The 22,620-nt window shown below is 71.4% G+C and carries 22 protein-coding genes, 1 tRNA gene and 1 pseudogene; 15 read left to right on the forward strand and 9 right to left on the reverse strand.

The window, feature by feature from the left end:
- Window positions 1-75 precede the first annotated feature (75 nt).
- The 8 genes from VGJ24_RS12165 to VGJ24_RS12205 all read left to right on the forward strand — a co-directional run bounded on the left by VGJ24_RS12165 (window position 76) and on the right by VGJ24_RS12205 (window position 8,416).
- On the forward strand, window positions 76-1,071 hold the full coding sequence (locus VGJ24_RS12165) for a Gfo/Idh/MocA family oxidoreductase (protein ID WP_331500875.1): 996 nt from the start codon (window positions 76-78) through the stop codon (window positions 1,069-1,071).
- 323 nt (window positions 1,072-1,394) lie between these two features.
- Complete coding sequence (locus tag VGJ24_RS12175; RefSeq protein WP_331500876.1) at window positions 1,395-2,825, forward strand: trehalose-6-phosphate synthase; 1,431 nt, start codon at window positions 1,395-1,397, stop codon at window positions 2,823-2,825.
- Between the two features lie 159 nt (window positions 2,826-2,984).
- The gene (locus VGJ24_RS12180) at window positions 2,985-4,226 is read left to right on the forward strand and encodes an alpha/beta fold hydrolase (protein WP_331500877.1); all 1,242 of its coding nucleotides are present in this window, start codon (window positions 2,985-2,987) and stop codon (window positions 4,224-4,226) included.
- Window positions 4,227-4,329: 103 nt separating this feature from the next.
- A complete protein-coding gene (locus VGJ24_RS12185) occupies window positions 4,330-5,067 on the forward strand; it encodes a YciI family protein (protein ID WP_331500879.1) in 738 nt (245 codons plus the stop codon).
- 6 nt (window positions 5,068-5,073) lie between these two features.
- On the forward strand, window positions 5,074-6,291 hold the full coding sequence (locus VGJ24_RS12190; protein WP_331500880.1) for an RNA polymerase sigma factor: 1,218 nt from the start codon (window positions 5,074-5,076) through the stop codon (window positions 6,289-6,291).
- 154 nt (window positions 6,292-6,445) lie between these two features.
- A complete protein-coding gene (locus tag VGJ24_RS12195) occupies window positions 6,446-7,135 on the forward strand; it encodes a uracil-DNA glycosylase (protein WP_331500881.1) in 690 nt (229 codons plus the stop codon).
- Window positions 7,136-7,194: 59 nt separating this feature from the next.
- On the forward strand, window positions 7,195-7,968 hold the full coding sequence (locus VGJ24_RS12200) for a class III extradiol ring-cleavage dioxygenase (protein WP_331500882.1): 774 nt from the start codon (window positions 7,195-7,197) through the stop codon (window positions 7,966-7,968).
- Window positions 7,969-8,029: 61 nt separating this feature from the next.
- Window positions 8,030-8,416 (forward strand): hypothetical protein, encoded by a 387-nt coding sequence (locus tag VGJ24_RS12205; protein WP_331500883.1) that lies wholly within the window; start codon window positions 8,030-8,032, stop codon window positions 8,414-8,416.
- Between the two features lie 18 nt (window positions 8,417-8,434).
- Here the strand turns inward: VGJ24_RS12205 and VGJ24_RS12210 are convergent, their stop codons facing one another.
- Both VGJ24_RS12210 and VGJ24_RS12215 read right to left on the reverse strand, forming a co-directional pair.
- Complete coding sequence (locus tag VGJ24_RS12210) at window positions 8,435-9,373, reverse strand: aldo/keto reductase (protein ID WP_331500931.1); 939 nt, start codon at window positions 9,371-9,373, stop codon at window positions 8,435-8,437.
- Between the two features lie 33 nt (window positions 9,374-9,406).
- Window positions 9,407-10,123, reverse strand: a complete 717-nt coding sequence (locus VGJ24_RS12215; protein WP_331500885.1) for a DinB family protein — start codon at window positions 10,121-10,123, stop codon at window positions 9,407-9,409.
- Window positions 10,124-10,196: 73 nt separating this feature from the next.
- On the opposite strand from VGJ24_RS12215, the gene pdxY reads away from it, so the two are divergent.
- On the forward strand, window positions 10,197-11,048 hold the full coding sequence (pdxY, locus tag VGJ24_RS12220; protein WP_331500886.1) for a pyridoxal kinase PdxY: 852 nt from the start codon (window positions 10,197-10,199) through the stop codon (window positions 11,046-11,048).
- A 13-nt stretch (window positions 11,049-11,061) separates the two neighbouring features.
- On the opposite strand, the gene VGJ24_RS12225 is transcribed toward pdxY, so the two are convergent.
- The 3 genes from VGJ24_RS12225 to VGJ24_RS12235 all read right to left on the reverse strand — a co-directional run bounded on the left by VGJ24_RS12225 (window position 11,062) and on the right by VGJ24_RS12235 (window position 12,748).
- Window positions 11,062-11,135, reverse strand: a tRNA-Thr gene (locus VGJ24_RS12225).
- 30 nt (window positions 11,136-11,165) lie between these two features.
- Window positions 11,166-12,077 carry a transketolase gene (locus tag VGJ24_RS12230; protein WP_331500887.1) on the reverse strand — a complete coding sequence of 304 codons (912 nt, stop codon included), beginning with the start codon at window positions 12,075-12,077 and terminating at the stop codon, window positions 11,166-11,168.
- Window positions 12,074-12,748 carry a thiamine pyrophosphate-dependent enzyme gene (locus tag VGJ24_RS12235; protein WP_331500888.1) on the reverse strand — a complete coding sequence of 225 codons (675 nt, stop codon included), beginning with the start codon at window positions 12,746-12,748 and terminating at the stop codon, window positions 12,074-12,076. The genes VGJ24_RS12230 and VGJ24_RS12235 overlap by 4 nt, the downstream gene beginning before the upstream one ends.
- A 52-nt stretch (window positions 12,749-12,800) precedes the next feature.
- Between VGJ24_RS12235 and soxR the strand changes: the two genes are divergently transcribed.
- Window positions 12,801-13,235: a redox-sensitive transcriptional activator SoxR gene (gene soxR / locus VGJ24_RS12240; protein WP_331500889.1), complete on the forward strand. Its 435-nt coding sequence runs from the start codon at window positions 12,801-12,803 to the stop codon at window positions 13,233-13,235.
- 27 nt (window positions 13,236-13,262) lie between these two features.
- Window positions 13,263-14,516, forward strand: a complete 1,254-nt coding sequence (locus VGJ24_RS12245) for a DUF4032 domain-containing protein (RefSeq protein WP_331500890.1) — start codon at window positions 13,263-13,265, stop codon at window positions 14,514-14,516.
- An 11-nt stretch (window positions 14,517-14,527) separates the two neighbouring features.
- Here the strand turns inward: VGJ24_RS12245 and VGJ24_RS12250 are convergent, their stop codons facing one another.
- Complete coding sequence (locus VGJ24_RS12250) at window positions 14,528-15,685, reverse strand: acyl-CoA dehydrogenase family protein (protein ID WP_331500891.1); 1,158 nt, start codon at window positions 15,683-15,685, stop codon at window positions 14,528-14,530.
- A 254-nt stretch (window positions 15,686-15,939) separates the two neighbouring features.
- On the opposite strand from VGJ24_RS12250, the pseudogene VGJ24_RS19610 reads away from it, so the two are divergent.
- Window positions 15,940-16,032: pseudogene (locus VGJ24_RS19610) on the forward strand (type IV toxin-antitoxin system AbiEi family antitoxin domain-containing protein); the annotation flags it as partial.
- Window positions 16,033-16,377: 345 nt separating this feature from the next.
- Window positions 16,378-16,863: a DUF559 domain-containing protein gene (locus VGJ24_RS12255; RefSeq protein ID WP_331500893.1), complete on the forward strand. Its 486-nt coding sequence runs from the start codon at window positions 16,378-16,380 to the stop codon at window positions 16,861-16,863.
- 80 nt (window positions 16,864-16,943) lie between these two features.
- Here the strand turns inward: VGJ24_RS12255 and rlmB are convergent, their stop codons facing one another.
- Window positions 16,944-17,894: a 23S rRNA (guanosine(2251)-2'-O)-methyltransferase RlmB gene (rlmB, locus tag VGJ24_RS12260; RefSeq protein WP_331500894.1), complete on the reverse strand. Its 951-nt coding sequence runs from the start codon at window positions 17,892-17,894 to the stop codon at window positions 16,944-16,946.
- Entirely contained in the window at window positions 17,894-19,345 is a 1,452-nt protein-coding gene (cysS, locus tag VGJ24_RS12265; RefSeq protein WP_422656617.1) for a cysteine--tRNA ligase, read from the reverse strand. The genes rlmB and cysS overlap by 1 nt, the downstream gene beginning before the upstream one ends.
- Before the next feature lie 23 nt (window positions 19,346-19,368).
- Between cysS and VGJ24_RS12270 the strand changes: the two genes are divergently transcribed.
- Window positions 19,369-20,322 (forward strand): C39 family peptidase, encoded by a 954-nt coding sequence (locus VGJ24_RS12270; RefSeq protein WP_331500896.1) that lies wholly within the window; start codon window positions 19,369-19,371, stop codon window positions 20,320-20,322.
- A gap of 108 nt (window positions 20,323-20,430) precedes the next feature.
- Entirely contained in the window at window positions 20,431-21,099 is a 669-nt protein-coding gene (locus VGJ24_RS12275) for a hypothetical protein (protein ID WP_331500897.1), read from the forward strand.
- Here the strand turns inward: VGJ24_RS12275 and VGJ24_RS12280 are convergent.
- A complete protein-coding gene (locus VGJ24_RS12280; protein WP_331500899.1) occupies window positions 21,086-22,615 on the reverse strand; it encodes a molybdopterin-dependent oxidoreductase in 1,530 nt (509 codons plus the stop codon). The genes VGJ24_RS12275 and VGJ24_RS12280 overlap by 14 nt on opposite strands.
- Between the last annotated feature and the right edge of the window lie 5 nt (window positions 22,616-22,620).

Consider the following 22,620-nt stretch of genomic DNA (forward strand, 5'->3'; position numbering starts at 1 on the left):
CCCGGAGTCTACGCGAGGAATCACAGCGATGTCATTCGCTTGCGGCGCGTCGCCGGATCCCGATTCGATGGGTTCATGACGAACACGGCCACCCGTTGGGGCATCCTCGCCACCGGCAAGATCGCACGCGACTTCGCCCAGAACCTCCACGCCACGCCGGGCGCGGTGATCGCGGCCGTCGGCTCCCGGTCCCGCGGATCCGCCGAGGCCTTCGCCCGCGACCTCGGGGACGAGCACACCCGCGCCCACGCGTCGTACGACGACCTGGTCGCCGACCCGGACGTCGACGTCGTCTACGTCGCCAGCCCGCACTCCCACCACCTCGAGCACGCACGCCTGGCCTTCGCCGCGGGCAAGCCGGTGCTCTGCGAGAAGCCGCTCACCCTCACCCGGGCCGACGGCGAGGAGCTGTTCGACTCCGCCGGGGACCTGTTCTGCATGGAGGCCATGTGGATGGCCTGTCACCCGCTGATCCGTGACCTGCGCACGCGGTTGGCCGCCGGCGAGTTCGGTACGCCGCGGCAGGTGCACGCCGACCTGGGCTTCGTCGTCCCGAGCGACGCCAGCGAGCGGATGTGGGACCCCGCCCTCGGAGCCGGTGCCCTGCTGGACATGGGGATCTATCCCCTGACGTTCGCCCGGCTGATGCTCGGTCCGTACGTCGCGGCGGTCGCCGCCGGCGACGTGAGCGAGGTGGGCGTCGACCTCGACGTAGCCATTGCCGCCCGGCACCAGAGCGGAGCGGTCTCGGCCCTCACCACGTCGATGACCTCCGCGAGCCCGCGTGCGGCCTCCGTCGCGACCGATGAGGGGCTGCTCGAGGTGCCCGCGGACTTCCACCACCCGACGTACGCCGTCTGGACGCCGGAGGGAGGTGAGCCCCAGCGGATCGAGCCGCCCTCGGAGGTCTACGGCACCGGGCTCGGCAACGAGGCGGCCCACGTGCAGGACTGCCTCCGCGACGGGCTGACCGAGAGCCCGCTGGTCCCCCACGTGCAGACCCTCGAGCTGCTCGGTGTGATGGACGACGTGCGTCGCCAGCTCGGAGTCAGCTACGCCGCCGACCGCTGACCGCGGCCGGCCGCGCGGCGCCGGCTGCCGCGAGAGCCACGACCGCGGAGAGTGCGACCGTCACGGCGAACGCGTGCGTCGCCACCTCCGGCGTCGACCCGGCCCGGTGCGGTGCAGCTGGATGCCGGTCAGTGTCTGCGGGAACATCAGGGCTCCACCGGCCCCCTGTACGACGCGCGCGGCGATCAGGACGAGTGGGGTCGGCGCCAGGCCGGCGACGAGTGACGCGGCCGGCCGGTGTGCTGGCGAGAATCGGACCCTGCGTCTCGGCCCCGCACCAGCGGGGTGAGGTAGGTCCCGACACCGAGCACTAGGGTCGGGGTGTGCCCGTGAACGGTTCCGCCGAGCTCGTGATCGTGGCCAACCGCCTGCCGGTGGACCGCGACGACGGCACCGGTGAGTGGCGGGTCTCCCCCGGCGGGCTGGTGACCGCGCTGGAGCCGATCATGCGCGCGAACGAGGGCATCTGGGTCGGCTGGCCCGGCGGCACGGACGCCGACGTCACGCCGTTCGAGTACGACGGGATGACGCTGGACCCGGTCGCGCTGTCGGCCCAGGAGATCGAGGGCTTCTACGAGGGCTTCAGCAACGCGACGATCTGGCCGCTGTACCACGACCTCGTCGCCAAGCCGGAGTTCCACCGCGAGTGGTGGGACAGGTACGTCGACGTCAACCGCCGCTTCGCCGAGCGGGCCGCCGACCGGGCGGCGAAGGACGCGACGGTCTGGATCCAGGACTACCAGCTCCAGCTGGTGCCGCAGCTGCTCCGCGAGCTGCGCCCCGATCTGCGGATCGGCTTCTTCCTGCACATCCCGTTCCCGCCGGCCGAGCTCTTCCAGCAGCTGCCGTGGCGGCGCCAGCTCCTCGAGGGGCTGCTCGGCGCCGACCTGATCGGCTTCCAGCTGCCCGGCGGGGCGGCGAACTTCGTCCGGCTGGTCCGCCAGCGGGTGGGCCACAAGACCCATCGAGACCTGGTCTACCTGCCCGACGGCCGCACCGTCCGCGCGGCCTCGTTCCCGATCTCGATCGACTACGAGGCGTTCGAGGACCTCGCCCGGTCGGAGCCGGTGAAAGACCGGGCCGCCTCGGTCCGCAAGGCTCTCGGCGATCCGGACACGGTGTTCCTCGGGATCGACCGGCTCGACTACACCAAGGGCATCTACGCCCGGCTGCGCGCGTTCTCCGAGCTCATCCGCGACGGGGAGCTCGACGTCGACCACACGGTGTTCGTCCAGGTGGCGACGCCGTCGCGGGAGAAGGTCGAGGAGTACCGCGTCCTTCGCGACGAGATCGACCGCCTGGTCGGCCACATCAACGGCGATCTCGGCCGGATCGGCCGCCCCGCGATCAGCTACCTGCACTCGTCGTACCCCCGCGAGGAGATGGCCGCCCTCTACCGCGCGGCGGACGTGATGGTGGTGACGCCGTACCGCGACGGCATGAACCTCGTCGCCAAGGAGTACGTCGCCTGCCGGTGGGACGACGACGGCGCGCTGGTGCTGTCGGAGTTCGCCGGCAGCGCGGCCGAGCTGCGGCAGGCCTGGCAGGTGAACCCCTACGACCTGAACGGCATGAAGGCCGCGCTGCTCGACGCCGCTCGGGCCGAGCCACGCGACCGGCAGCGCCGGATGCGGGCGATGCGCAAGACGGTCAGGCAGGCGGACGTCGCGGCCTGGGCGACGGCGTTCCTCGACGAGCTGGACAAGGTACGCCCCCCGCACGGGAAGAAGCTGAAGCCGACCCCCACCTCCTGAGTCACACCCGTAACCGCCCGTTGGACCCGTCGTTGCACTCACCAGTGGCGCGCGAACGTCACGAGAGCCGGCGCGGGTCGGGGCATCTTCTCCGCGCCGGCTCGTCTGCGTCGGTCGGCACCCGCCGGGCCGCCCGGGTGCTCGGGTAGTTTCGAGACCGTGGACCTGATCCCGAAGCCCGATCAGGTGGTCTCCGCCGCCGGGAACGTCGCGCACAGTCTGGTGTACGGCGGCCTGGCCGACCTGCGCTCGATGCCGCGCACCCTGATCGACCAGGGGACGCTGCGCGAGGTCTACCACTACCGACCCGCAGCGCAGGTGCGCGACCACGGCGACCCGGTGCTGCTGGTGACGCCGCTGGCGGCGCCGGCCCTCTGCTACGACCTGCGGCGCGGGTGCTCGCTGGTCGAGCACCTCGTCGACGCGGGACGCCCGACGTACCTCGTGGAGTACGGCGCGGTCTCGTTCCGCGACCGCGACCTGGGGATGGAGCACTGGATCGAGGAGGTCGTCCCGACCGCGATCCGGGAGGTGTCTTCGCACGCCGGCGACCGGCCCGTTCACGTCGTGGGCTGGTCGCTGGGAGGGACGTTCGCACTGCTGTCCGCCGCTGCAGACGCGTCCCTGCGGATCGCGTCGATCACCGTCCTCGGCACGCCGTTCGACGTGCGTCAGGTCCCGTTGGTCGCGCCGCTGCGGCCCCTCCTCCAGCTCGCCGACGGACGCGGCCCGATCACCCGGATCTACCGGGCCGCGGGCGCGGCGCCACAGCCCCTGGTGCGCTGGGCGTTCCGGCTGTCGGCGTTCCAAAAGCTGGTGACCAAGCCGCTGGCGATCATCCGACACCTCGACGACGCCGACTACCTCGCCCAGATCGAGGCGGTCGACCGGTTCACCGCGAACATGATCGCCTATCCCGGCCGCACCTTCGGGCAGCTGTACCACCGGCTGCTCAAGGGCAACGCCCTGGTCGACGGCATGTTCGACCTCGGCGACCGGACCGTGTCGATCGCCGACATCACCGCGCCGGTGCTGGTGTTCGGCGGGGCGAACGACGCGATCGCACCGATCGAGGCGGTCAAGGCGGCGGTGCCGATGCTGAGCAGCTCGCCGGAGGCGCGCTTCGAGATCGTGCCGGGCGGGCATCTCGGGATGCTGACCGGCCGGAAGGCGCGGACCAGTACGTGGCCGGTGATCGACGCCTGGGTCGACCAGTGGACCGAGCACCGGGACGAGCCCCCTGCTCCCGCGCGTTCCGCGACCTCACGCCGTACGACGATGAAGGCGGCGCGGAAGACCGCCGGCAGGACGCCGACGGACAAGCCGGACGAGACCCCGACCCTCGGCGCGAACCCGACCCGTCGCTACGGCTCCGCGGACTCGCGAGCGCTGCGCCGGTGAGCCGGTCGAGATCTCTTCGACAGAAGTGTCCTGACGGGCATGCTGCCGTTCGTCCCCGAGGTGATGGCGCACACCGGCGCCGCACCGAGGTCAGGAGAACACCATGAAGTACATGCTGCTGCACGCCGTCGACGAGTCGCGGCTGGAGAACCTGCCACCGCAGATCGAGGGCGAGCTCGAGGCCTGGGTCGAGGAGATGGTCGGTCGCCGCGTCGAGCTCGACGGGGCCCGGCTCCACCCGACCTCCGACGCCACGACCGTGCGCCTGGCGGGCGGCGAGGTCCAGGTGACGGACGGGCCGTTCGCCGAGACCAAGGAGCAGGTCGCCGGGTACGACGTGATCGACTGCCCGGACCTCGACACGGCGATCGCCGTGGCATCCGCCCACCCGACGCTGCACGTCGGTGCGATCGAGGTCCGGGCCTTCGACGCAGGGATGGCCGACCCGGTGGTCCCCGAGTCGCCGGCCGAGGGCAAGCGCCGCTACCTGATGCTGGTCTGCGCCGACATGCGCAACAGCTGGGAGCGTGCCGACGGCGGCGAGGCGGAGCCCGATCGGGCCGATGGGGACGATGAGCCCGAGGACGTGAGCCGCTGGATCGCGGACGCTGCCGAGCGCCGGATCTACGGCTGGGCGCTCGAGCACCCGTCGCGAGCCGTCACCGTCCGGCGCCTCGACGGCGAGGTGATGACGACGGACGGACCGTTCGCCGAGACCAAGGAGCAGGTCGCCGGGTTCGACCTGCTCGAGTGCAGCGATCTCGATGACGCCATCCAGGTCGCGGCCGGGCACCCGGTGGCCGACGGCGGTGTGCTCGAGCTGCGACCCCTCTGGGCCTGATCCTTCATGGCCCGGTCCGACGATGCGGTCGCCCTCACCTTCAGTGAGAGCTGGGGGCGGCTCGTCGCCGGCCTGATCGGCTGGTGCGGCGACTGGGACCTCGCGGAGGAGTGCGCCGCCGAGGCGTTCGCCGAGGCGGTGCCGGCCTGGGAGCGGTCCGGCGTGCCCGACGCACCGCTGGCCTGGCTGACCACGGTCGCCCGCAACCGGGCCCGCGACCGGATGCGACGACGTACCACCGAGACCGCGAAGCTGACCCTGGCCTCGGCCGACACCGACGACGAGGTCGCGGCCGCCGACGACGAGGACATCGCGGACGAGCGACTGCGGCTGATCTTCACGTGCTGTCACCCGGCACTGCCGATGCCGGCCCGAGTTGCGCTGACGCTGCGCACGCTGTGCGGCCTGACTCCGGCCGAGATCGGTCGGGCGTTCCTGGTCACGGAGCCGACCATGGAGAAGCGCCTGGTCCGAGCCCGGGCCAAGATCAAGCACGCCGGGATCCCCTATCGCGTCCCGCCTCCCGAGCTCTGGGCCGAGCGGGTCGAGGGCGTGCTGTCGGTGCTGTACCTGATGTTCAACGAGGGGTACGCCGCGTCCTCCGGCGACTCGCTCCTGCGGGTCGACGTCTCGGCCGAGGCGATCCGGCTCACCCGGGCGCTGGCCGACCTGATCCCGGCTGAGTCGGAGGTGCGCGGTCTGCTCGCGCTGATGCTGCTCACCGACGCGCGCCGGCCGGCCCGGGTGCGCGACGGGCGCGTCGTACCACTCGGTGAGCAGGACCGACGTCTCTGGGACCTCGACCTCGTCGCCGAGGGTTCCCGACTGCTCGACGCCGAGCCGCCCTGGGGCCCCTACGCCGTGCAGGCCCGGATCGCGCTCTGCCACGACGTCGCGGCCCGGCCCGCGGAGACGGACTGGGCGGCGATCGCGGAGCTGTACACCCTCCTTCCGGCCACGCCGGTGATCGAGCTGAACCGTGCGGTGGCGGTGTCGATGGCCGACGGGCCCGAAGCCGCACTGCCCATGGTCGAGGCGCTGGGCGACGATCTGGGCGACTACTACCTGTACGCCGCCACGGTGGCGGACCTGCACGCGCGGATGGGCCGTCGTACCGAGGCCGCTGCCGCGCTCGCCACGGCGATCGAACAGGCGCCCACCGGCGCCGAGCGGCGACTGCTGCGGGAGCGTCGCGACGCCCTGCTCGGCGTCAGCGACTCGTGACCCGCACGGAGCCGGTCGACGGTCGCGGTCCCGGACGTGAGCGTGGCTCGCCCCCGCCGATTGGTCCCAAACCGCATGAATGGAGGCCCGAGGCCTGCGGTTCGTGACCATTGGTCGCACCTCCTCGCGCGGCAGGTGCCCTAGGGTCGCCCGGGTGGGTGCCCTCTCCGGACTCGTCGGCCGCGGCCTGATGGCCCCCGACTGGGCGGAGGCGCTGGCTCCGGTCGATGAGCGGATCGCGGCGATGGGACAGTTCCTGCGGGCCGAGCTCGCGGCCGGACGTCACTACCTGCCGGCCGGGGACGACGTGTTCAAGGCGTTCCGCCGGCCCCTCGCGGACGTGCGAGTGCTGATCGTCGGGCAGGACCCCTACCCCACGCCGGGTCACCCGATCGGGCTGTCCTTCGCCGTGGCGCCCGACGTACGCCCCCTGCCCGGGTCACTGCGCAACATCTACCAGGAGCTCTCGACCGACCTCGGTCTTCCACCGGCACCGCACGGCGACCTGACCGCGTGGGCCGACCGCGGAGTCATGCTGCTCAACCGGGTCCTGACGGTGCGGCCGGGTGAGGCGGCGTCCCATCGGGGGCGCGGGTGGGAGGAGGTCACCGACTGCGCCATCGCCGCTCTGGTACGCCGCGGCGGCCCGGCCGCGGCGATCCTCTGGGGCCGCGACGCCCAGTCGCTTCGGCCCTCGCTCGGGCCGATCCCGTGGGTCGAGTCGGCCCACCCGTCCCCGCTCTCCGCCGCCCGCGGCTTCTTCGGATCCCGCCCGTTCTCCCGGATCAACCGGCTGCTGACCGACCAAGGCGGACAGCCCGTGGACTGGTCGCTGCCCGCCTGAGCCGTTCGTTCGCCGGCACCCTGGCGGAATAAAGTTGAATGTGAAACTATTACACCGTCATGAACGATCGGATGCCTGCCCTCTACATCGGCCACGGTGCGCCGCCGCTGCTGGACGACCCGCTGTGGTCGAGCCAGCTGTCCGGCCTGGCCGCCGACCTCCCACGACCGACCGCGATCCTGATCATCAGCGCCCACTGGGAGTCCGCGCCGGTGATGCTCAGTGCCGACCAGGCGCCCCTGGTCTACGACTTCGGCGGGTTCCCGGAGCGGTACTACCGGATGACCTATGCGACGCCGGCCGCCAGCGCGCTCGCCCAGCGGGTGGCCGCGATGATGCCCGCCGACGAGCCGGTGCACCAGCACACGAGCCGCGGCCTCGACCACGGCGCGTGGGTGCCGCTCAAGATCATGTACCCCGACGGCGACATCCCGGTGTTGCAGATGTCGCTGCCCACCCAGGACCCGACCCGCCTGCTGAGGCTCGGCGAGCGGCTCCGCCCGCTGCGCGACGAGGGAGTCCTGATCATCGGGTCGGGCTTCCTGACCCACGGGTTGCCGTTCCTCACCGAGTTCCGCATCGACGCGGCGGCACCGGGCTGGTCGAAGGACTTCGACACCTGGGCCGGCGAGGCGCTGGCCCGTGGCGACGTCAACGCGCTCGCGTCGTACCGGTCGGAGGCGCCGGGCATGCCCTACGCACACCCGACGGTCGAGCACTACACGCCGCTGTTCGTCACCCTCGGCGCGGCGACCGACCCGGAGGAGCCGGGCGAACAGCTCTTCGAGGGCTTCTGGATGGGGCTGTCGAAGCGGTCGCTCCAGGTCGCCTGAGGGTCGTACGTCGACGCCCGCGGCCGGTGCTTGCGGCCCGGCTCCGTGCGATCATGCGTGCGTGACGGAGAAGGCCACGGACCGCATCGAGCGCAGCCGCCGGACCTTGGGTGAGATGTCAGACCTGGTCGGCGACCAGGGCCACACGACCAACACCCGCCGGTGGGACCGGCTGGTCGCCGAGTGGCTGGGCGACCGGCAGGTGCTGGAGCGGTCCGAGGAGGGCCGCGCCGCGATCGTCGCGCTGATGGCCGACGAACGTCCCGTCGTCCGGTTGTGGTCCGCCGCCGCCGCGCTGTTCTGGGACGCCGACGCCGCGCGTCCGGTGCTCGCCGAGATCCGCGACCAGCCGATCCGCTACGACCTGCACTCGATCACCGCCAAGCACACGCTGCTGGAGTTCGACGCCGGCACTCTCGACCGCGATGCGCGGCTCCCCGGCACCTGAGCGCCACCGGCCGGGATCTCAGCTCTGGGTGATCGCGTCCAGCTCGGTGAGGTCGTCGGCGGTCGGCTCCCAGCGGATGGCCGCGGCGTTGGCCCGCACCTGGTCACCGGACGTCGCGCCGGAGATCACGCAGGCGACGGCCGGCTGGGCGGCGAGACCGGCGACCGCGACGTCGAGGATCGACAGGTCGCGCGCTTCGGCGTACTTCTCGAGCGCCTCGATCCGGTCCCAGTCGGCGTTCTCGAGCCAGGGCGCGGGGCCGGACCGCGCGCGTGACCCGTACGGCGCCTCCTGCCCGCGGTGGTACTTGCCGGTGAGCAGGCCGTACTCGAGCGGGAAGTAGGGCAGGACGCCGAGCCCGAAGTGCTCGGCCGCCGGCGCGACCTCCGCCTCGATGCCGCGGTCGAGCAGGGAGTAGCGGTTCTGCACGGAGACGAACCGCTCGAACCCGGAGGTGCGGGCGGTCCAGTCCCAGTCGGCGACCTGCCACCCCGCGACGTTCGAGCACCCGACGTATCGCACCTTGCCTTCCCGGACGAGGTCGGTGAGCACCGACAGCGTCTCCTCGATCGGCGTGATCGGGTCCGGGAAGTGGAACTGGTAGAGGTCGATCCGATCGGTGCGCAGCCGCTTCAACGATGCCTCGACGGCTCGCCGGACATAGCGGCGCGAGCCACGGGCACCGTGGTCGGGACCGTTGGTGTCGCGCATGTCGCTGCCGAACTTGGTGGCCACCACGAACCGGTCGCGCCGACCCTCGAGGACGACGCCGATCATCTCCTCGCTCTGGCCGATGCTGTAGGAGTCGGACGTGTCGAGGAACGTGACCCCGGTGTCGTCGGCGGCGTCGACGATGCCGCGTACGGCGTCCAGCCCGACCCGGCGTCCGAACGCGTTGCAGCCGACCCCGACCGCGCTCACCATCAGGCCCGAGTCGCCCAGCGGGCGGTAGGTCATGTCAGTCACCCGATCGACCCTACTCAGGCCCTGTCAGGGGCTCGAGGTCTGGATCAGGTCGAGGTCGCGGACGCAGAACCCGTGGTGGGCCCAGTCCTCGTCGAGCACCGTGCCGAGGCACTGCTTCACCGAGCGGCCGCCCGCGTACGGCGGCCAGCGGCCGTCGTCGGGGATCGGCGCCGGGGCCCGGAGCTGCTCGGGCGTGATCGTCTCGAGCCAGGTCTCGAGCTCGTCGCCCTGCTCATCACGCACCGCGAGGACCTCGTCGAGCGTCGGGTCTGCTGTCGGGTCGAGGCCCTGCTCCTCCCGATCGGGCACGGCCTCGATCCCCAGCCCGATCGGGGTGAACAGCGCCGTCGACCCGAGGCAGCAACGCCGGAACCACGAGTCGTGGACGAAGACCAGGTGGCGCAGGGTCTGCACGGCGGACCACTCGTCGTTCACGCTCCGGAGCTCGATGCCCGGCGTCGCGCGCAACCGCTCGATCGTCGCCGCCCAGTCGGCGCGCAGCTGTCGCCACCCTTCCAGCAGCTCGGCGGGGTCGTCGGAACGGATCAGCAGCCGCACCGGATGGCGCCGGTCGAGCTCGGCCTCGACGTACTCCATCACCTCGACGCCGTTCACCACGAGGTTGGTCACGAGACCGTCGATCTCGGCGTCCTGCATGACCACGCCGATCAGGCGCGACCGGTCGAGCACGCACTCCCGGAACTCCGCCTCTGTCAGGTCCTGGTCAACGAAGCGCTCCATGACCCGCACGCTAGGCCCCGCCTCCGACAGAGCGCGCGCCGGCGCGCGCCGGCCCCGATGCCAGGATGGTGGCATGCGCTTCCTGTCGATCCAGTCGTTCGTCGCGTACGGCCACGTCGGCAACTCCGCCGCCACGTTCCCGCTGCAGCGGCTGGGGCACGAGGTGTGGCCGGTGCTCACGGTCGTGTTCTCCAACCACACCGGGTACGGCGCCTGGCGCGGGCCGCTGCTGCCGCCGGACGACGTGCGCGCGGTGGTGACCGGGATCGAGGAGCGGGGCGTGCTGCCGACGTGCGACGCGGTGCTGTCCGGTTACCTCGGCGGTCCGGGGATCTGCGAGGTGGTCGTCGATGCGGTCGGCCGCGTGAAGAAGGCCAACCCGGCTGCGACGTACACCTGCGACCCGGTGATGGGGAACGCGACGAGCGGCTGCTTCGTCGATCCGGCCATCCCGCCGATCATCCGCGAGCAGGTCGTGCCGCACGCCGACATCATCACGCCCAACCAGTTCGAGCTCGGGTTCCTCACCGGCACCGAGCCGGACACCCTCGAGTCGACGCTGGCCTCGGCCGACGCGGCGATGGCGATGGGGCCGTCGACGGTGCTCGTCACCTCGGTGCTCCGGCCGGACCGCCCCGACGACACGATCGAGATGCTGGCCGCGACCGGCACCGGCGCGTGGATCGTGCGCACCCCGCGGCTGCCGATCGGGGCCAACGGCTCCGGCGACCTCACCGCCGCCCTCTTCACCGCCCACCTGCGGTCGACCGGCTCCCCGGCCGAGGCGCTCGGCCTCACCGCCTCATCCGTGGTCGGCGTCCTCCGGGCGACCATCGACTCCGGCGAGCGAGAGCTCCAGATCGTGCTCGGCCAGGATGCCATCGCCTCGCCGACCGGCGAGTTCGAGGTCGAGCGGGTGCGTTGACAGGTCGTGCCAGAGCCGCGTGAGAGATTCGAACTCTCGACATTCGCATTACAAGTGCGACGCTCTGGCCACCTGAGCTAACGCGGCGATGCCGCGCGAACGCGGCCACCACAAACCCTAGAGGGACGACCTCGTCAGGAACGACTCCAGCGAGCGGCGGATGCCGGCGGCGTCGAGGCCGTGGGCGCGCTGGTGCTCGGCCGGCGTGCCGTAGTGACGCAGCTCAATCCGGCGGGTGCCGAGCGACAGCAGGCGGTGCGGTACGTCGTGCAGCGCGTCGGAGACGACGCGAGCCGAGGTGCCGGCCAGCCACGGTTCGACGAGCACGACGTCGGGGACGGTCAGCACCGCCCGGAGCGTCGCCGCGTCGAAGGGTCGGACGCTGTGCGCGTAGAGGACGGTCACGTCGCGGTCCGCGGTGGCGGTGAGAACCTCGTCGAGCACCGGGCCGAAGGCGAGCACGGTGGCGCCCGCGCCGCGGCGTACGACGTGCAGGCCGGGGCCGCTGAACGACTCGGAGTTCGTCTGCTCGACGACCCGCACGTAGTGGAGACCGTCGGCGGCCACCGCCCGACGCAGCACCTCGTCGGTCTCGGCCGAGGTGCCGGGCGCGTGGATCGCGACGTCGGGGAGGGTGTCGAGGAGCGCCACGTCGCCCGGGACCTGATGGGTGCGGCCCGACCGGGACGCGTCGAACGACCCACCACCACCGACCAGCACTCCGCCCACGCCCTGGTGGGGGAAGCCGAGCTTGACCTGCTCGAAGGCGCGCTCCACCAGGAACGTCCCGAAGGAGTGGACCACCGGACGGAGGCCGGTCAGGGCCATGCCGGCACCGACGTTGACCATCAGCTGTTCGCGGATGCCGACGTTGACCACCCGCTCCGGGAAGCGGCGCTCTGCCTCGGTGAAGAACCGCCCGGAGATCTCGGCGTACACCAGCGCCACCGAGAGGTCCTCGCCGAGGAGGTCGGTCAGGGTACGACCGAACTGGGTCCGCGGGTCGCGGCTGAGTGTCGTGGTCGTCATGCTGCGACCTCCTCGTCGAGGACGGTCGCGACGACGGCGTTCGGCACACCGAGGCCGCGTTCGGACAGCGCCTTCTCGAGCGCGTCGTGGTCGCGCCCGTCGATGGTCGTGACCTGCCACCCCTCGGTCGAGAAGCGCTCGGCGATCCGGCCCGGCACGACGTACGACGTGCTTCGGTTGTCGACCACGACCACGGTCAACGCGTCGAGGCCGAGTGCGGGGGCGAGCTCCAGGGCCTCGTGGTTCGAGCCCTCGTCGAGCTCGGCGTCACCGACCAGCACCACCACGCGGGAGTCGAGCCCCTGCGCGCGCAGGCCGAGCGCCGTACCGACCGCGAGCGGCAGCCCGTGGCCGAGCGATCCGCTGGAGATCTCGACTCCCGGCACCAGGTTGCGGTCGGGGTGGTAGCCCAGGGGTGAGTCGAACGCGCCCAACTCGCGCAGCCACGACTCCGGGATGAAGCCGCGATCGCACAGCACGGCGTAGTACGCCATCGGGCCGTGGCCCTTCGAGAGCAGGAACCGGTCCCGACGGGAGTCGTCGACGGTCTCGGGCGAGACGTCGAGGACCCGCTCGTAGAGCACCCGGAGCACGTCGAGGGTGGAGTACGACGCAGGGTCGTGCTTCTCGTCCCCCGTCATCAGGGTCAGCAGGCGTTGGATGTTGTCCACGGCCCCATTTCACAAGTTGAAGTGAACTTTAAGTCAAGGCATGCTGGCCGGTATGGCAGAACTCACGATCGGCGACCTGTCCGAAAGGTCCGGCATCGCGACGAGTGCGATCCGGTACTACGAGGACCGCGGGCTGGTCACCTCGCGTCGTACGACGGGCAACCAGCGCCGCTACGAGCGGCCGATGCTGCGGCGGCTCGCGTTCATCCGGACCGCCCAACGGGTCGGCCTCTCCCTGGAGGAGATCGAGGCAGCACTGGCGACCCTGCCCAGCAGCCGCACGCCCACCAAAGCCGACTGGTCACGCCTCAGCCGGGGGTGGCGGCCGCGGCTAGACGCGCAGATCGCCCAGCTCGAGCGACTCCGCGACACCCTCGACTCCTGCATCGGCTGCGGCTGTCTCAGCCTCAGGCGCTGCAGCCTGAGCAATCCCGACGACGTCGTCGCGCCTCGCGGACCGGGGCCGGTGTTCCTCGACGGTCACTGAGCGTCGAGCAGCACTAGCCTGAAGGACATGGCGCTGCACATCGTCGCCCGAAGGCCCGATCCCGCGCTCGTGCGCCTGCCCTGGTCGACGCCGCTCGCGGAGTGGTCAGACGACTTCGTCGTCCCGCTTCCCCGCGGCCTGAGCCGCCACATCGTGCGCATCGTCCGGCTCGGTGGCCGCACCTATGCGATCAAGGAGACGCAGGAGGAGATCGCGTTCCGCGAGTACCGCCTGCTGCGCGACCTCCAGCGGCTCGGCCTCCCCGCGGTCAAGCCGGTCGGCGTCGTCACGGGCCGCGAGGACGACCGCGACGAGGAGCTGCCCTGCGCGCTGCTGACCGAGCACCTCGCGTTCTCGCTCCCCTACCGGGCGCTCTTCGCCCACGGCATGTCGGTGGAGAGCCTGCCCTGCCTGATCGACGCCCTGGTCGTGCTGCTGGTGCGGTTGCACCTGGCCGACTTCTACTGGGGCGACGTCTCGCTGTCGAACGTGCTGTTCCGGCGCAGCGCCGGCGGCTTCGCGGCGTACCTCGTGGATGCCGAGACCGGTGAGCTGCGCCCGACGCTGTCGCGCCAGATGCGGGAGTACGACGTGGAGGTCGGCTGCGAGAACGTCTTCGCGGAGCTGCTCGACCTCCAGGCCGGTGGCCGGCTCGGCCCGACCGTGGAAGGGCACGAGATCGTCGCCCTGATCCAGAAGCGGTACGACGAGCTCTGGAGCGAGCTGACCCGCGAGGAGGAGTTCACCGCGGATGAGATGTGGCGCATCGAGCGGCGCATCGAGCGTCTCAACGAGCTCGGCTTCGACGTCGACGAGCTCGACATCGTCACCGACTTCGACGGCGACCGGATCCGGATCCAGCCCAAGGCGGTCGAGGCGGGGCACCACACGCGCGAGCTCCAGGCGCTGACCGGCCTCTCCGTCGAGGACGGCCAGGCGTGCCGGCTCCTCAACGACATGACGTCGTTCATCGCGCACTACGACCTCGGCCGGGAGGACAAGGCGATCGCGGCGAACCGATGGCTGACCGAGATCTACGAGCCGATCACGGCGATGGTGCCGGCCGAGGCACGCGGCAAGCTGGAGCCCGCCGAGATCTTCCACGAGATCCTCGTGCACCGGTGGTACCTGTCCGAACGCGCCGGCCACGAGGTCGGGATCTTCGAGACGGCTCGCGACTACATCGACAACGTGCTGACCACCAAGCCCGACGAGCTGGTGACCGCCGCGACCGACGGCGCGATGCTGCCCGAGGACGACCCGGACGCGGCGGTCCTGTAGGCACCGGTCAGTCACCGGAGCAGGTCGCGACCGATCACCGTCCGCTGGATCTGGTTGGTGCCCTCGAAGATCTGGGTCACCTTGGCGTCGCGGAAGAGCCGCTCGACCGGGTACTCGCGGGTGTAGCCGTTGCCACCGAGCACCTGCACGGCGTCGGTCGTCACCCGCATCGCCGCGTCGGACGCGGTCAGCTTGGCGATGCTCGCCTGTCGGCTGAACGGGCGGCCGGCATCCTTCAGCCGCGCCGCGTGGAGGTACGTCGCGCGTGCGCGCTCGACGTCCGCGGCCATGTCGGCCAGCAGGAACTGCAGCCCCTGCAGCTCGCCGATCGGCCGCCCGAACTGCTTGCGCTCCCCGGCGTACGCGACCGCGTGGGCGAGGGCCGCCTGGGCGATGCCGGTGGCGACCGCGGCGATGCCGAGCCGACCTGCGTCGAGGGCCGAGAGGGCGACCCGCATGCCCGCGCCTTCCGTGCCGACCAGCTGCGCCGCGGGGATGCGGGCGCCGTCGAAGACCACCTGGGTGGTGACGTCGCAGGCGAGACCCATCTTCTTCTCGGGCGCGCCGAAGGTCATCCCCTCGGCGTCGCCCCGGATCACGAAGGCCGACAGCCCGCGCTTGGCGTCGTCGGAGGTGCGGGCGAACAGGATGTAGTAGTCGGCACAGGAGCCGTTGCTGATCCACTGCTTGGTGCCGTTCGCGACGTACGCATCTCCGTCGAGGACCGCGCGCGTGCGGATGCCGCTGACGTCGGAGCCGGCCTGCGGCTCGGAGAGGCAGTACGCACCGAGCCAGTCGCCGCGCAGCATCCGCGGCAGCCACTCGGCCTTGAGCTCGTCGCTCCCGTGGGCGTCGACGACGTTCGCGGTCAGGCTGTGCACGCTGATGCCGACACCGACGCTCGGCCACGCGGTGGCGATCTCCTCGACGACCTGGAGGTAGACCTGGTACGGCTGCGCGCCTCCGCCGTACTCCTCGTCGAAGGGCAGGCTCAGCAGGCCCGACTTCCCGAGCAGGCGGTACGCCGACGCCGGGAACTCGCCCCGCTCCTCGGCCTCGTGCACCTGGGGTGCGAGCTCCTTGGTGGCGATCTCCCGAGTCAGCTCGAGCAGCGCCTCGGCGACCCCGTCGTCGTCCGTCGGCAGCAAGCGTTCGACCGTCGTACCCACGCGGGCGATGATGCCACCCTGTGACACTCCTCCCCCATCCCGCACCAACCCGTCACACGCCGAAGTGGCCCTTCTCCCGACCCGAAGTGGCCCTTCTCCGCGCCCGAAGTGGCCGTTCCCTTGTGCGCACGTGGGCCATCTCCGGTGCCTCCTCCCGAGATCGGACTGCTTTTCCACAGGCTCGGCAGCGCCAGGTTCGCAAAGCACCCGAATCGGGGAATCTCCGCCGCATGCGCGGATTCCCGATAACTCCCATGACTCTGTCCGACCTCTCGGAGCTGGGGGTGTCCTCCCAACAAGCCTCCCGCCTGGTCCGTTTCGGGGTGCTGCGGCGCGTGCTACGCGGTGTGTACGTGCGTCACGACGTTTCGCTCTCGATCGAGACCCGGGCCGCCTGCCTGGCGAAGGTGCTCCCGGCACATGGTGTCGTCTGCGATCGCACGGCGGCTTGGTTGTGGGGGGTCGACTGTCAGCCACCCGCGGCGCTCGACGCGCCGCTGGACCTGGATGTCGTCAGCATCGGCGGACGCCATCGTTCCAGGCGATCCGGTGTTCACGGTGGCAAGCGAGATCTGCGGCCCGAGGAGGTCTGGACGATAGCTGGACTCCGAGTCACCAGTCCGGTCCGGACTGCCTGCGACCTGGCCTGTCGACGGGGCAGACGAGAAGCGCTCGCCGTCCTGGACGCGTTCATGCGTGTCTGTGGACTCACCCAGGGGGACTACCGAGCGATGCTCGGGCGCTACCGAGGGCGACGGGGCTGCACCCAGCTCCGTGAGCTCGTCGGGTACGCCGACCCACGGGCGGAGTCCCCGCGTGAGTCGTGGGTGCGCATGGAGATCATCGACGCCGGCCTTCCCGTACCTCAACCGCAGCTCTGGGTCGCGGTGCCGGGGCTGGGCAGGCGACGGCTCGACCTGGCCTATCGAGGCCGGCGGATTGCCGTGGAGCACGACGGTGAGGAGCACCACTCCGAGGACGAGGACCAGGAGTCCGACGAGGAACGCCGAGCGGCTCTGCGCAAGCTGGGCTGGTACGTCATCGTCGTCGGCCGGGAGGACTTCGACGGGGAGCGCCTCGAGGCCTGGCTGCGGGAGCTGCGCGAGGTGCTGATCGCGCGCTCGCCGTCGCGCCGGACGCGCTACGCGCGTGCCGAGCGTCGACGTACACGTCGCTAGCGCCCCGTCGGAGGCGGAGAAGGCCCACCTCGGAGGCGGAGAAGGCCCCCCTCGGCGCGGGAGAAGGGCCACCTCGGCGGTCAGCGGTGCTGTGAGAGGGCGTAGAGGGTGATGGAGGCGGCGACGCCGGCGTTGAGCGACTCCAGGGAGGACGACATCGGGATCGAGACGAGCCGGTCGCAGGTCTCGCTGACCAGGCGGCCGAGGCCGTCTCCCTCGGACCCGACGACCACGACCAGCGGACCGGAGGCGAGGTCGGGGTCGGCGAGCAGGTCGGGCAGCGTGAGGTCGCCGGTAGCGGCCAGGCCGACGACCTGACAGCCGGCGTCCTGGAACTCCTTGAGGGTGCGGACCAGGTTCGTCGCGTGGGCGACCGGGATGCGGGCGGCGGCGCCGGCAGAGGTCTTCCAGGCCGCGGCGGTCATCCGGGCGGCACGGCGCTCCGGGATGACGACCCCGTGCGCGCCGAAGCCCGACGCCGACCGCACCACCGCACCCAGGTTGCGCGGGTCGGTCACCGAGTCGAGAGCGACGATCAGTGGAGCTTCGTCGCGTTCGGCCGCGGCGTCGAGCAGGTCGGTGGGGTGTGCGTACTCGTACGCCGGGATCCGCGCGGCGAGACCCTGGTGCACCGCTCCGTCGGTGCGGCGGTCCAGCTCGCCCTTGGTCACCTCGAGCAGAGATACGCCGCCGTCGGCGGCGATCTTGAACGCCTCACGCAGTCGGCCGTCGCGCTCCGCACCCTCGGCGACGTACAGCCCGCTCACCGGGACGCCCGCCCGTAGCGCCTCGACGACGGCGTTCCGCCCGGCGATCCACTCGTCGCCGGCGGTCGACCGCTTCCTCGGGCGCCGAGCCGCGTCTCGCTCGGACTTCGCCCGCAGCTTGTGCGCCTTGTGGTTGGGCCGGTCGGCCGCCTTCGGAGTCGGGCCCCTGCCCTCGAGCCCGCGTTTGACCCGGCCGCCCGAGCCGGCCGTCGGCCGCTTCGAGGACTTCCGGATCGCACCTTTGCGCTGGCTGTTCCCCGGCATCAGGAGGCTCCGTCCGACTGCTCCGCCAGGGTCCATTTCGGACCGCCCGGCGTGTCCTCGACCGCGATGCCGGCGGCGGCGATCCGGTCGCGGATGGCGTCCGCCCGCGCCCAGTCCTGGTCGGCCCGCGCGGCCGCTCGCTCCTCGAGCAGCCCGGCGACCAGGGCGTCGACCGCGGCCGAGAGCTTGGCGTCGTCCGTGCCGCCCAGCACGCCCCAGGCCGGGTCGGCAGGGTCGAGGCCGAGCACGTCGAGCATCGCCCGCACCGACGCGGCGACGTCGTCCGCCGGCTCGCCGGCACCCAGCAGGCGGTTCCCCTCGCGCACCTGGTCGTGGATCACCGCGACCGCGGCCGGCGTGCCCAGGTCGTCATCCATCGCATCGACGAACGACTTGGGCAGCTGGTTTCGAGACGGTCGCTTCACGACCTCCTCGACCGACGACGGCACCCGGTCCAGGAACGACTCGATCCTCCGGAACGCGACCGCCGCCTCATCGAGCGCCTCGAACGAGAACTCCACGTGCGAGCGGTAGTGCGCAGCCACCATGTAGTAGCGCAGCTCGATGCCCCGCACGCGCTTCAGCACTTCGGGGATCAGCAGCGAGTTGCCCAAGGACTTCGACATCTTCTCCCCGGCGGTGGTGATCCAGGCGTTGTGCAGCCAGTACGACGCGAACTGCTGCCCGGCTGCGCGCGACTGCGCCAGCTCGTTCTCGTGGTGCGGGAAGCGCAGGTCGACGCCGCCGCCATGGATGTCGAACGCCGGGCCGAGGTACTTCGCGGCCATCGCCGAGCACTCGATGTGCCAACCGGGACGTCCCGGACCGTAAGGCGACGGCCACGCCGCCGTCTCCGGCTCGAGGGCCTTCTTCCAGCCCTTCCACAGCGCGAAGTCGCGGGGGTCGCGCTTCCTGGCCATTACCTGCGGGTCGGCAACTCCCTCCGTCGGCTCCATGTCGTCGACCTTCTGCCGGGTCAGCTCGCCGTACGCCGGCCACGAGCGCACCTCGAAGTAGACGTCACCGGACCCGTCCTCCGCCGGATAGGCATGGCCGCGCGCGACCAGCTGCCCGATCAGCTCGAGGATCTCCGGCACGTGCCCGGTCGCGGCCGGCTCGTACGTCGGCGGCAGCACGTTGATCGCGTCCAGCGCCTTGTCCAGCTCACGGCTCATCCGGTACGCGATCTCGAACCACGGCCGCCCCTGTGCCTCGCCCTTGGCCAGGATCTTGTCGTCGATGTCGGTGACGTTGCGGATGAACGTGACGTCGTACCCGGTCGCGGTCAGCCAGCGCCGGAGCACGTCGAAGTTCACCGCCGACCGCACGTGCCCGACGTGCGGCTCGCTCTGCACCGTCAGTCCACACACGTAGATCCCCGCCCTGCCCGCCTCGAGGGGCACGAAGTCGCGGACGTCGCGGGTCGCGGTGTCGTGGAGCCGGAGAGTCACGCGCCCCATCGTAGAGTCGCGGGGTGCCCCGGCTCATTCGGTACGACGCGTGGTCACCCGCCGACCGGCCGACCTGGACGACGCCCTGGTGCCAGCCGGGCTTCGCGTTCACCGAACTGGTGGCCTCGTGGTCGGCGACCACCCCACGCGGGACCTGGATCGAGGTCGCCGCCCAGGCCCGAGGCTCGCGCACCTGGCACGTGCTCGGGCATTGGTCGTCGGGCACGCGGCCGACGCGGAGGACCAGTGTCATCGGCGACCCGGAGGTCGACACCGACGTGTGGCGCCCGCTTGACGGCACGGACTCCTACCGGCTGCGGGTGCGCCGGCACGGCCGGCCGTCTCCGGATCTGCACCGGATCGGCGCGATGGTCTCCGCCGGCGTGTGGAGCGGCACGGCCTCCGCACCACTGCACCGGCGGGAGCGGATCCTCGACGTGCCCCGTCTCTCCCAGATGAGGTACGCCGACACCGGCGGCGCCGGGTGGTGCTCGCCCTCGTCGGTCGCGATGGTGCTGTCCCATGCCGGCAGGCTGCCACCGGGCACCGACATCCCGGCCGCGGCCCGGCAGGTCCACGACCCGGCCTGGACCGGCACCGGCAACTGGTCCTTCAACACCGCGTGGGCCGCGGGCCTGGCCGGGCACGCCTTCGTCACCCGGCTCCGCGACCTCCGCGACGCCGAGCGGTTCGTCGACGCCGGCATCCCCCTCGTCGCCTCGGTCGCCTATCCCCGCGGGGCACTCCGCGGCGCCCCTACCCACGGCACGGATGGCCACCTCGTCGTCATCCGAGGCTTCACAGCAGGCGGCGATGTCGTCACCAACGACCCTGGCGCCCCGACCGACCACAGCGTGCGCCGTACCTATCACCGCGGCGAGTTCGAGCGCGCCTGGCTCGGCGGGTCGGGCGGCACGGTCTACGTGATCCACCGCGACGACCAGGTTCTTCCGATCGGCAGCCGAGGTGCGTGGTGACCGGATCGGCCGTTTCGGGGATTCTCACCCCCACCAGGTGATAGGACTGCTCACGCCGGTTCTCGAGTCTCGGGACCGCTCACTCACATTCCACGGGGAGAAACTCGCATGCGCACGAAGCTCGGGGTCGTCGTGGCCTCACTGGCCCTTACCGTCGGGACCACCGCAATCCTCACAGCCGGCCCGGCCGAAGCGGGGACGGTCACCCAGGCGACGCTGACGATCAACAACGGTCACCACAAGGCCAAAGGTCAGTACGGCAACTTCATCGGCTTCATGGTGGGAGGTGTCACCGACGGCGCAGGGAACCCGGTGGACGAAGGCCGGGCCGACCTTCAGCGCAAGCAGCCGGGCAAGGGCTGGAAGACGGTCATGTCGTTCGTCGACCCGACCACCCTCACCATCGCCGACTACGGCAGCAAGGCCAAGGGAAATGTGAGGTACCGCCTCCACTACCTGGGTGACGCCACCTACGCGCCGACGTACTCCGACGTCGTGACGGTGACCACGCTGTGGAACTTCAAGGACACCAGCGCCTGCCCGAACGGGCACTGCCACATCAGCGGCAAGCTCATCCCGAAGGCCAGGCACCACAGGATCCTGGTGCAGGTCAAGCACGGCTCGTGGAAGAGGTACCGGGTGCTGCACACCAGCGTCAAGGGCAGCTACAAGGTGGGCGTCACCGGCAGCCGCAACGGCACCAAGTACCGCATCATCATCGCGGGCACCAAGAGCATCGTCGCGACCTCGAAGCGCTACCGGGTCATCCGCTACTGACGGAGTCGGCCTGGAACGAGATCGTGTGCCAGCCGGACGATCCGTTCGGCACGGGGTCGGCGCGCACCGCGGTCTGCACCTGACCGTCGTCGTTCACCGCGCGTACGGCGAGCTGGTGCCGGCCCGGCGCGGCGTCGACGGTCGCGACCCACTGCACCCACGAGTCCCTGAGGTTCTTGCGGGCGACCGTGGCCGGCTGCCAGCCGCCTCCGTCCAGCTGCACCTGGACCGCCGAGATCCCGGTGTTCTGCTGCCAGGCGAGCCCGCCGACGCGCACCCGGCCGGCCGGCACGTGGTGACCGTTGCCGGGCACGTCGATCCGGGACGCGAGCTTGACCGGCCCCTCGACCGACCAGCCACGCTCGGTCCAGTACGCCGAGAACGAGTCGAACGTCGTCACCTCGATGTCGCGCACCCACTTGCACGCCGACACGTAGCCGTAGAGGCCGGGAACCACGGTCCGCACCGGGAACCCGTGCTCGATCAGCAGCGGCTCGCCGTTCATCGCATAGGCCAGCATCGCGCCGCGGCCGTCGAGCATCGCCGACAGCGGGGTTCCGCACGTCCAGCCGTCGTCCGAGGTCTGCTTGACCGCGTCGGCGCCCTGCTGGACGCCGGCCTCCTCGAGCAGGTCCTTCAGGTGCGTACCGCTCCACCAGGCGTTGCTGATCAGCGGGCCGCCGACGGGGTTGGAGACGCAGTTGAGGGTCATCCAGATCTCGCTGCGCGGCCGCTTGACCAGCTCGGCGTACGTCAGGGTGGTCTCGTGGTCGACCATGCCGTGGATCCGCACGCTCCAGTCGTTTGGCGAGATCGCGGGCGGGCTGAGCGAGGTGTCGATCCGGTAGAACCGGCTGCTCGGCGTCTGCCAGACCGCGATGCCGCTCAGCCCCACGTCGACGCCGGCGGGCGGCCCGGGGTTGGTGACGCCGGGCAGGTCGAGGGCCTCGCGCGCGGCGTTCACCGCGCGCCGGTGGCCGCCCACCTTCCAGCCCAGCAACCCCACGACGGCGCTGCCCAGACCGACCCCGGAGGCCACCAGCAGGAAGCGTCGTTGCGGGTCCGTGGACGACTCGTCGCGAAACGGTTGCGGCCGGAGGTACGACGTGAGCACGCCGAGGAGCGCCAGCCAGGTGAGGACGCCGACCAGGCTCGGCAGGATCCCGGTGGCGGGCGCGCCGTACTGCGACTGGTTGGCGATCAGCCCGATCACGGCGAGCACGACGAAACCGGCGATGCCGGCGCCCTGCCACCGCCGCGACAGCAGCCCGAACGCCGCGAACAGCAGCAGCACCACGATCAGCACCCCGGTCACCAGCAAGGGTTTGTCGTGCCGACCCACGACCTGGATCAGATCCTCGGCCACCGGCCCCGGGGTCAGCCGGATCACCAGCTCGGCGACGTCGGTCACCGGGTTGCCGCGGAGGCCGAGCCAGGTGGCGGTGAGGTACGACGTGGCGAGGCCGCCGAGGCCGGCCAGCACCCCCGCCAGCGCCCACTGCGCACGCGTCCGCACGGGTC

The organism is Nocardioides sp., assembly GCF_036493135.1.
GTDB lineage: Bacteria > Actinomycetota > Actinomycetes > Propionibacteriales > Nocardioidaceae > Nocardioides.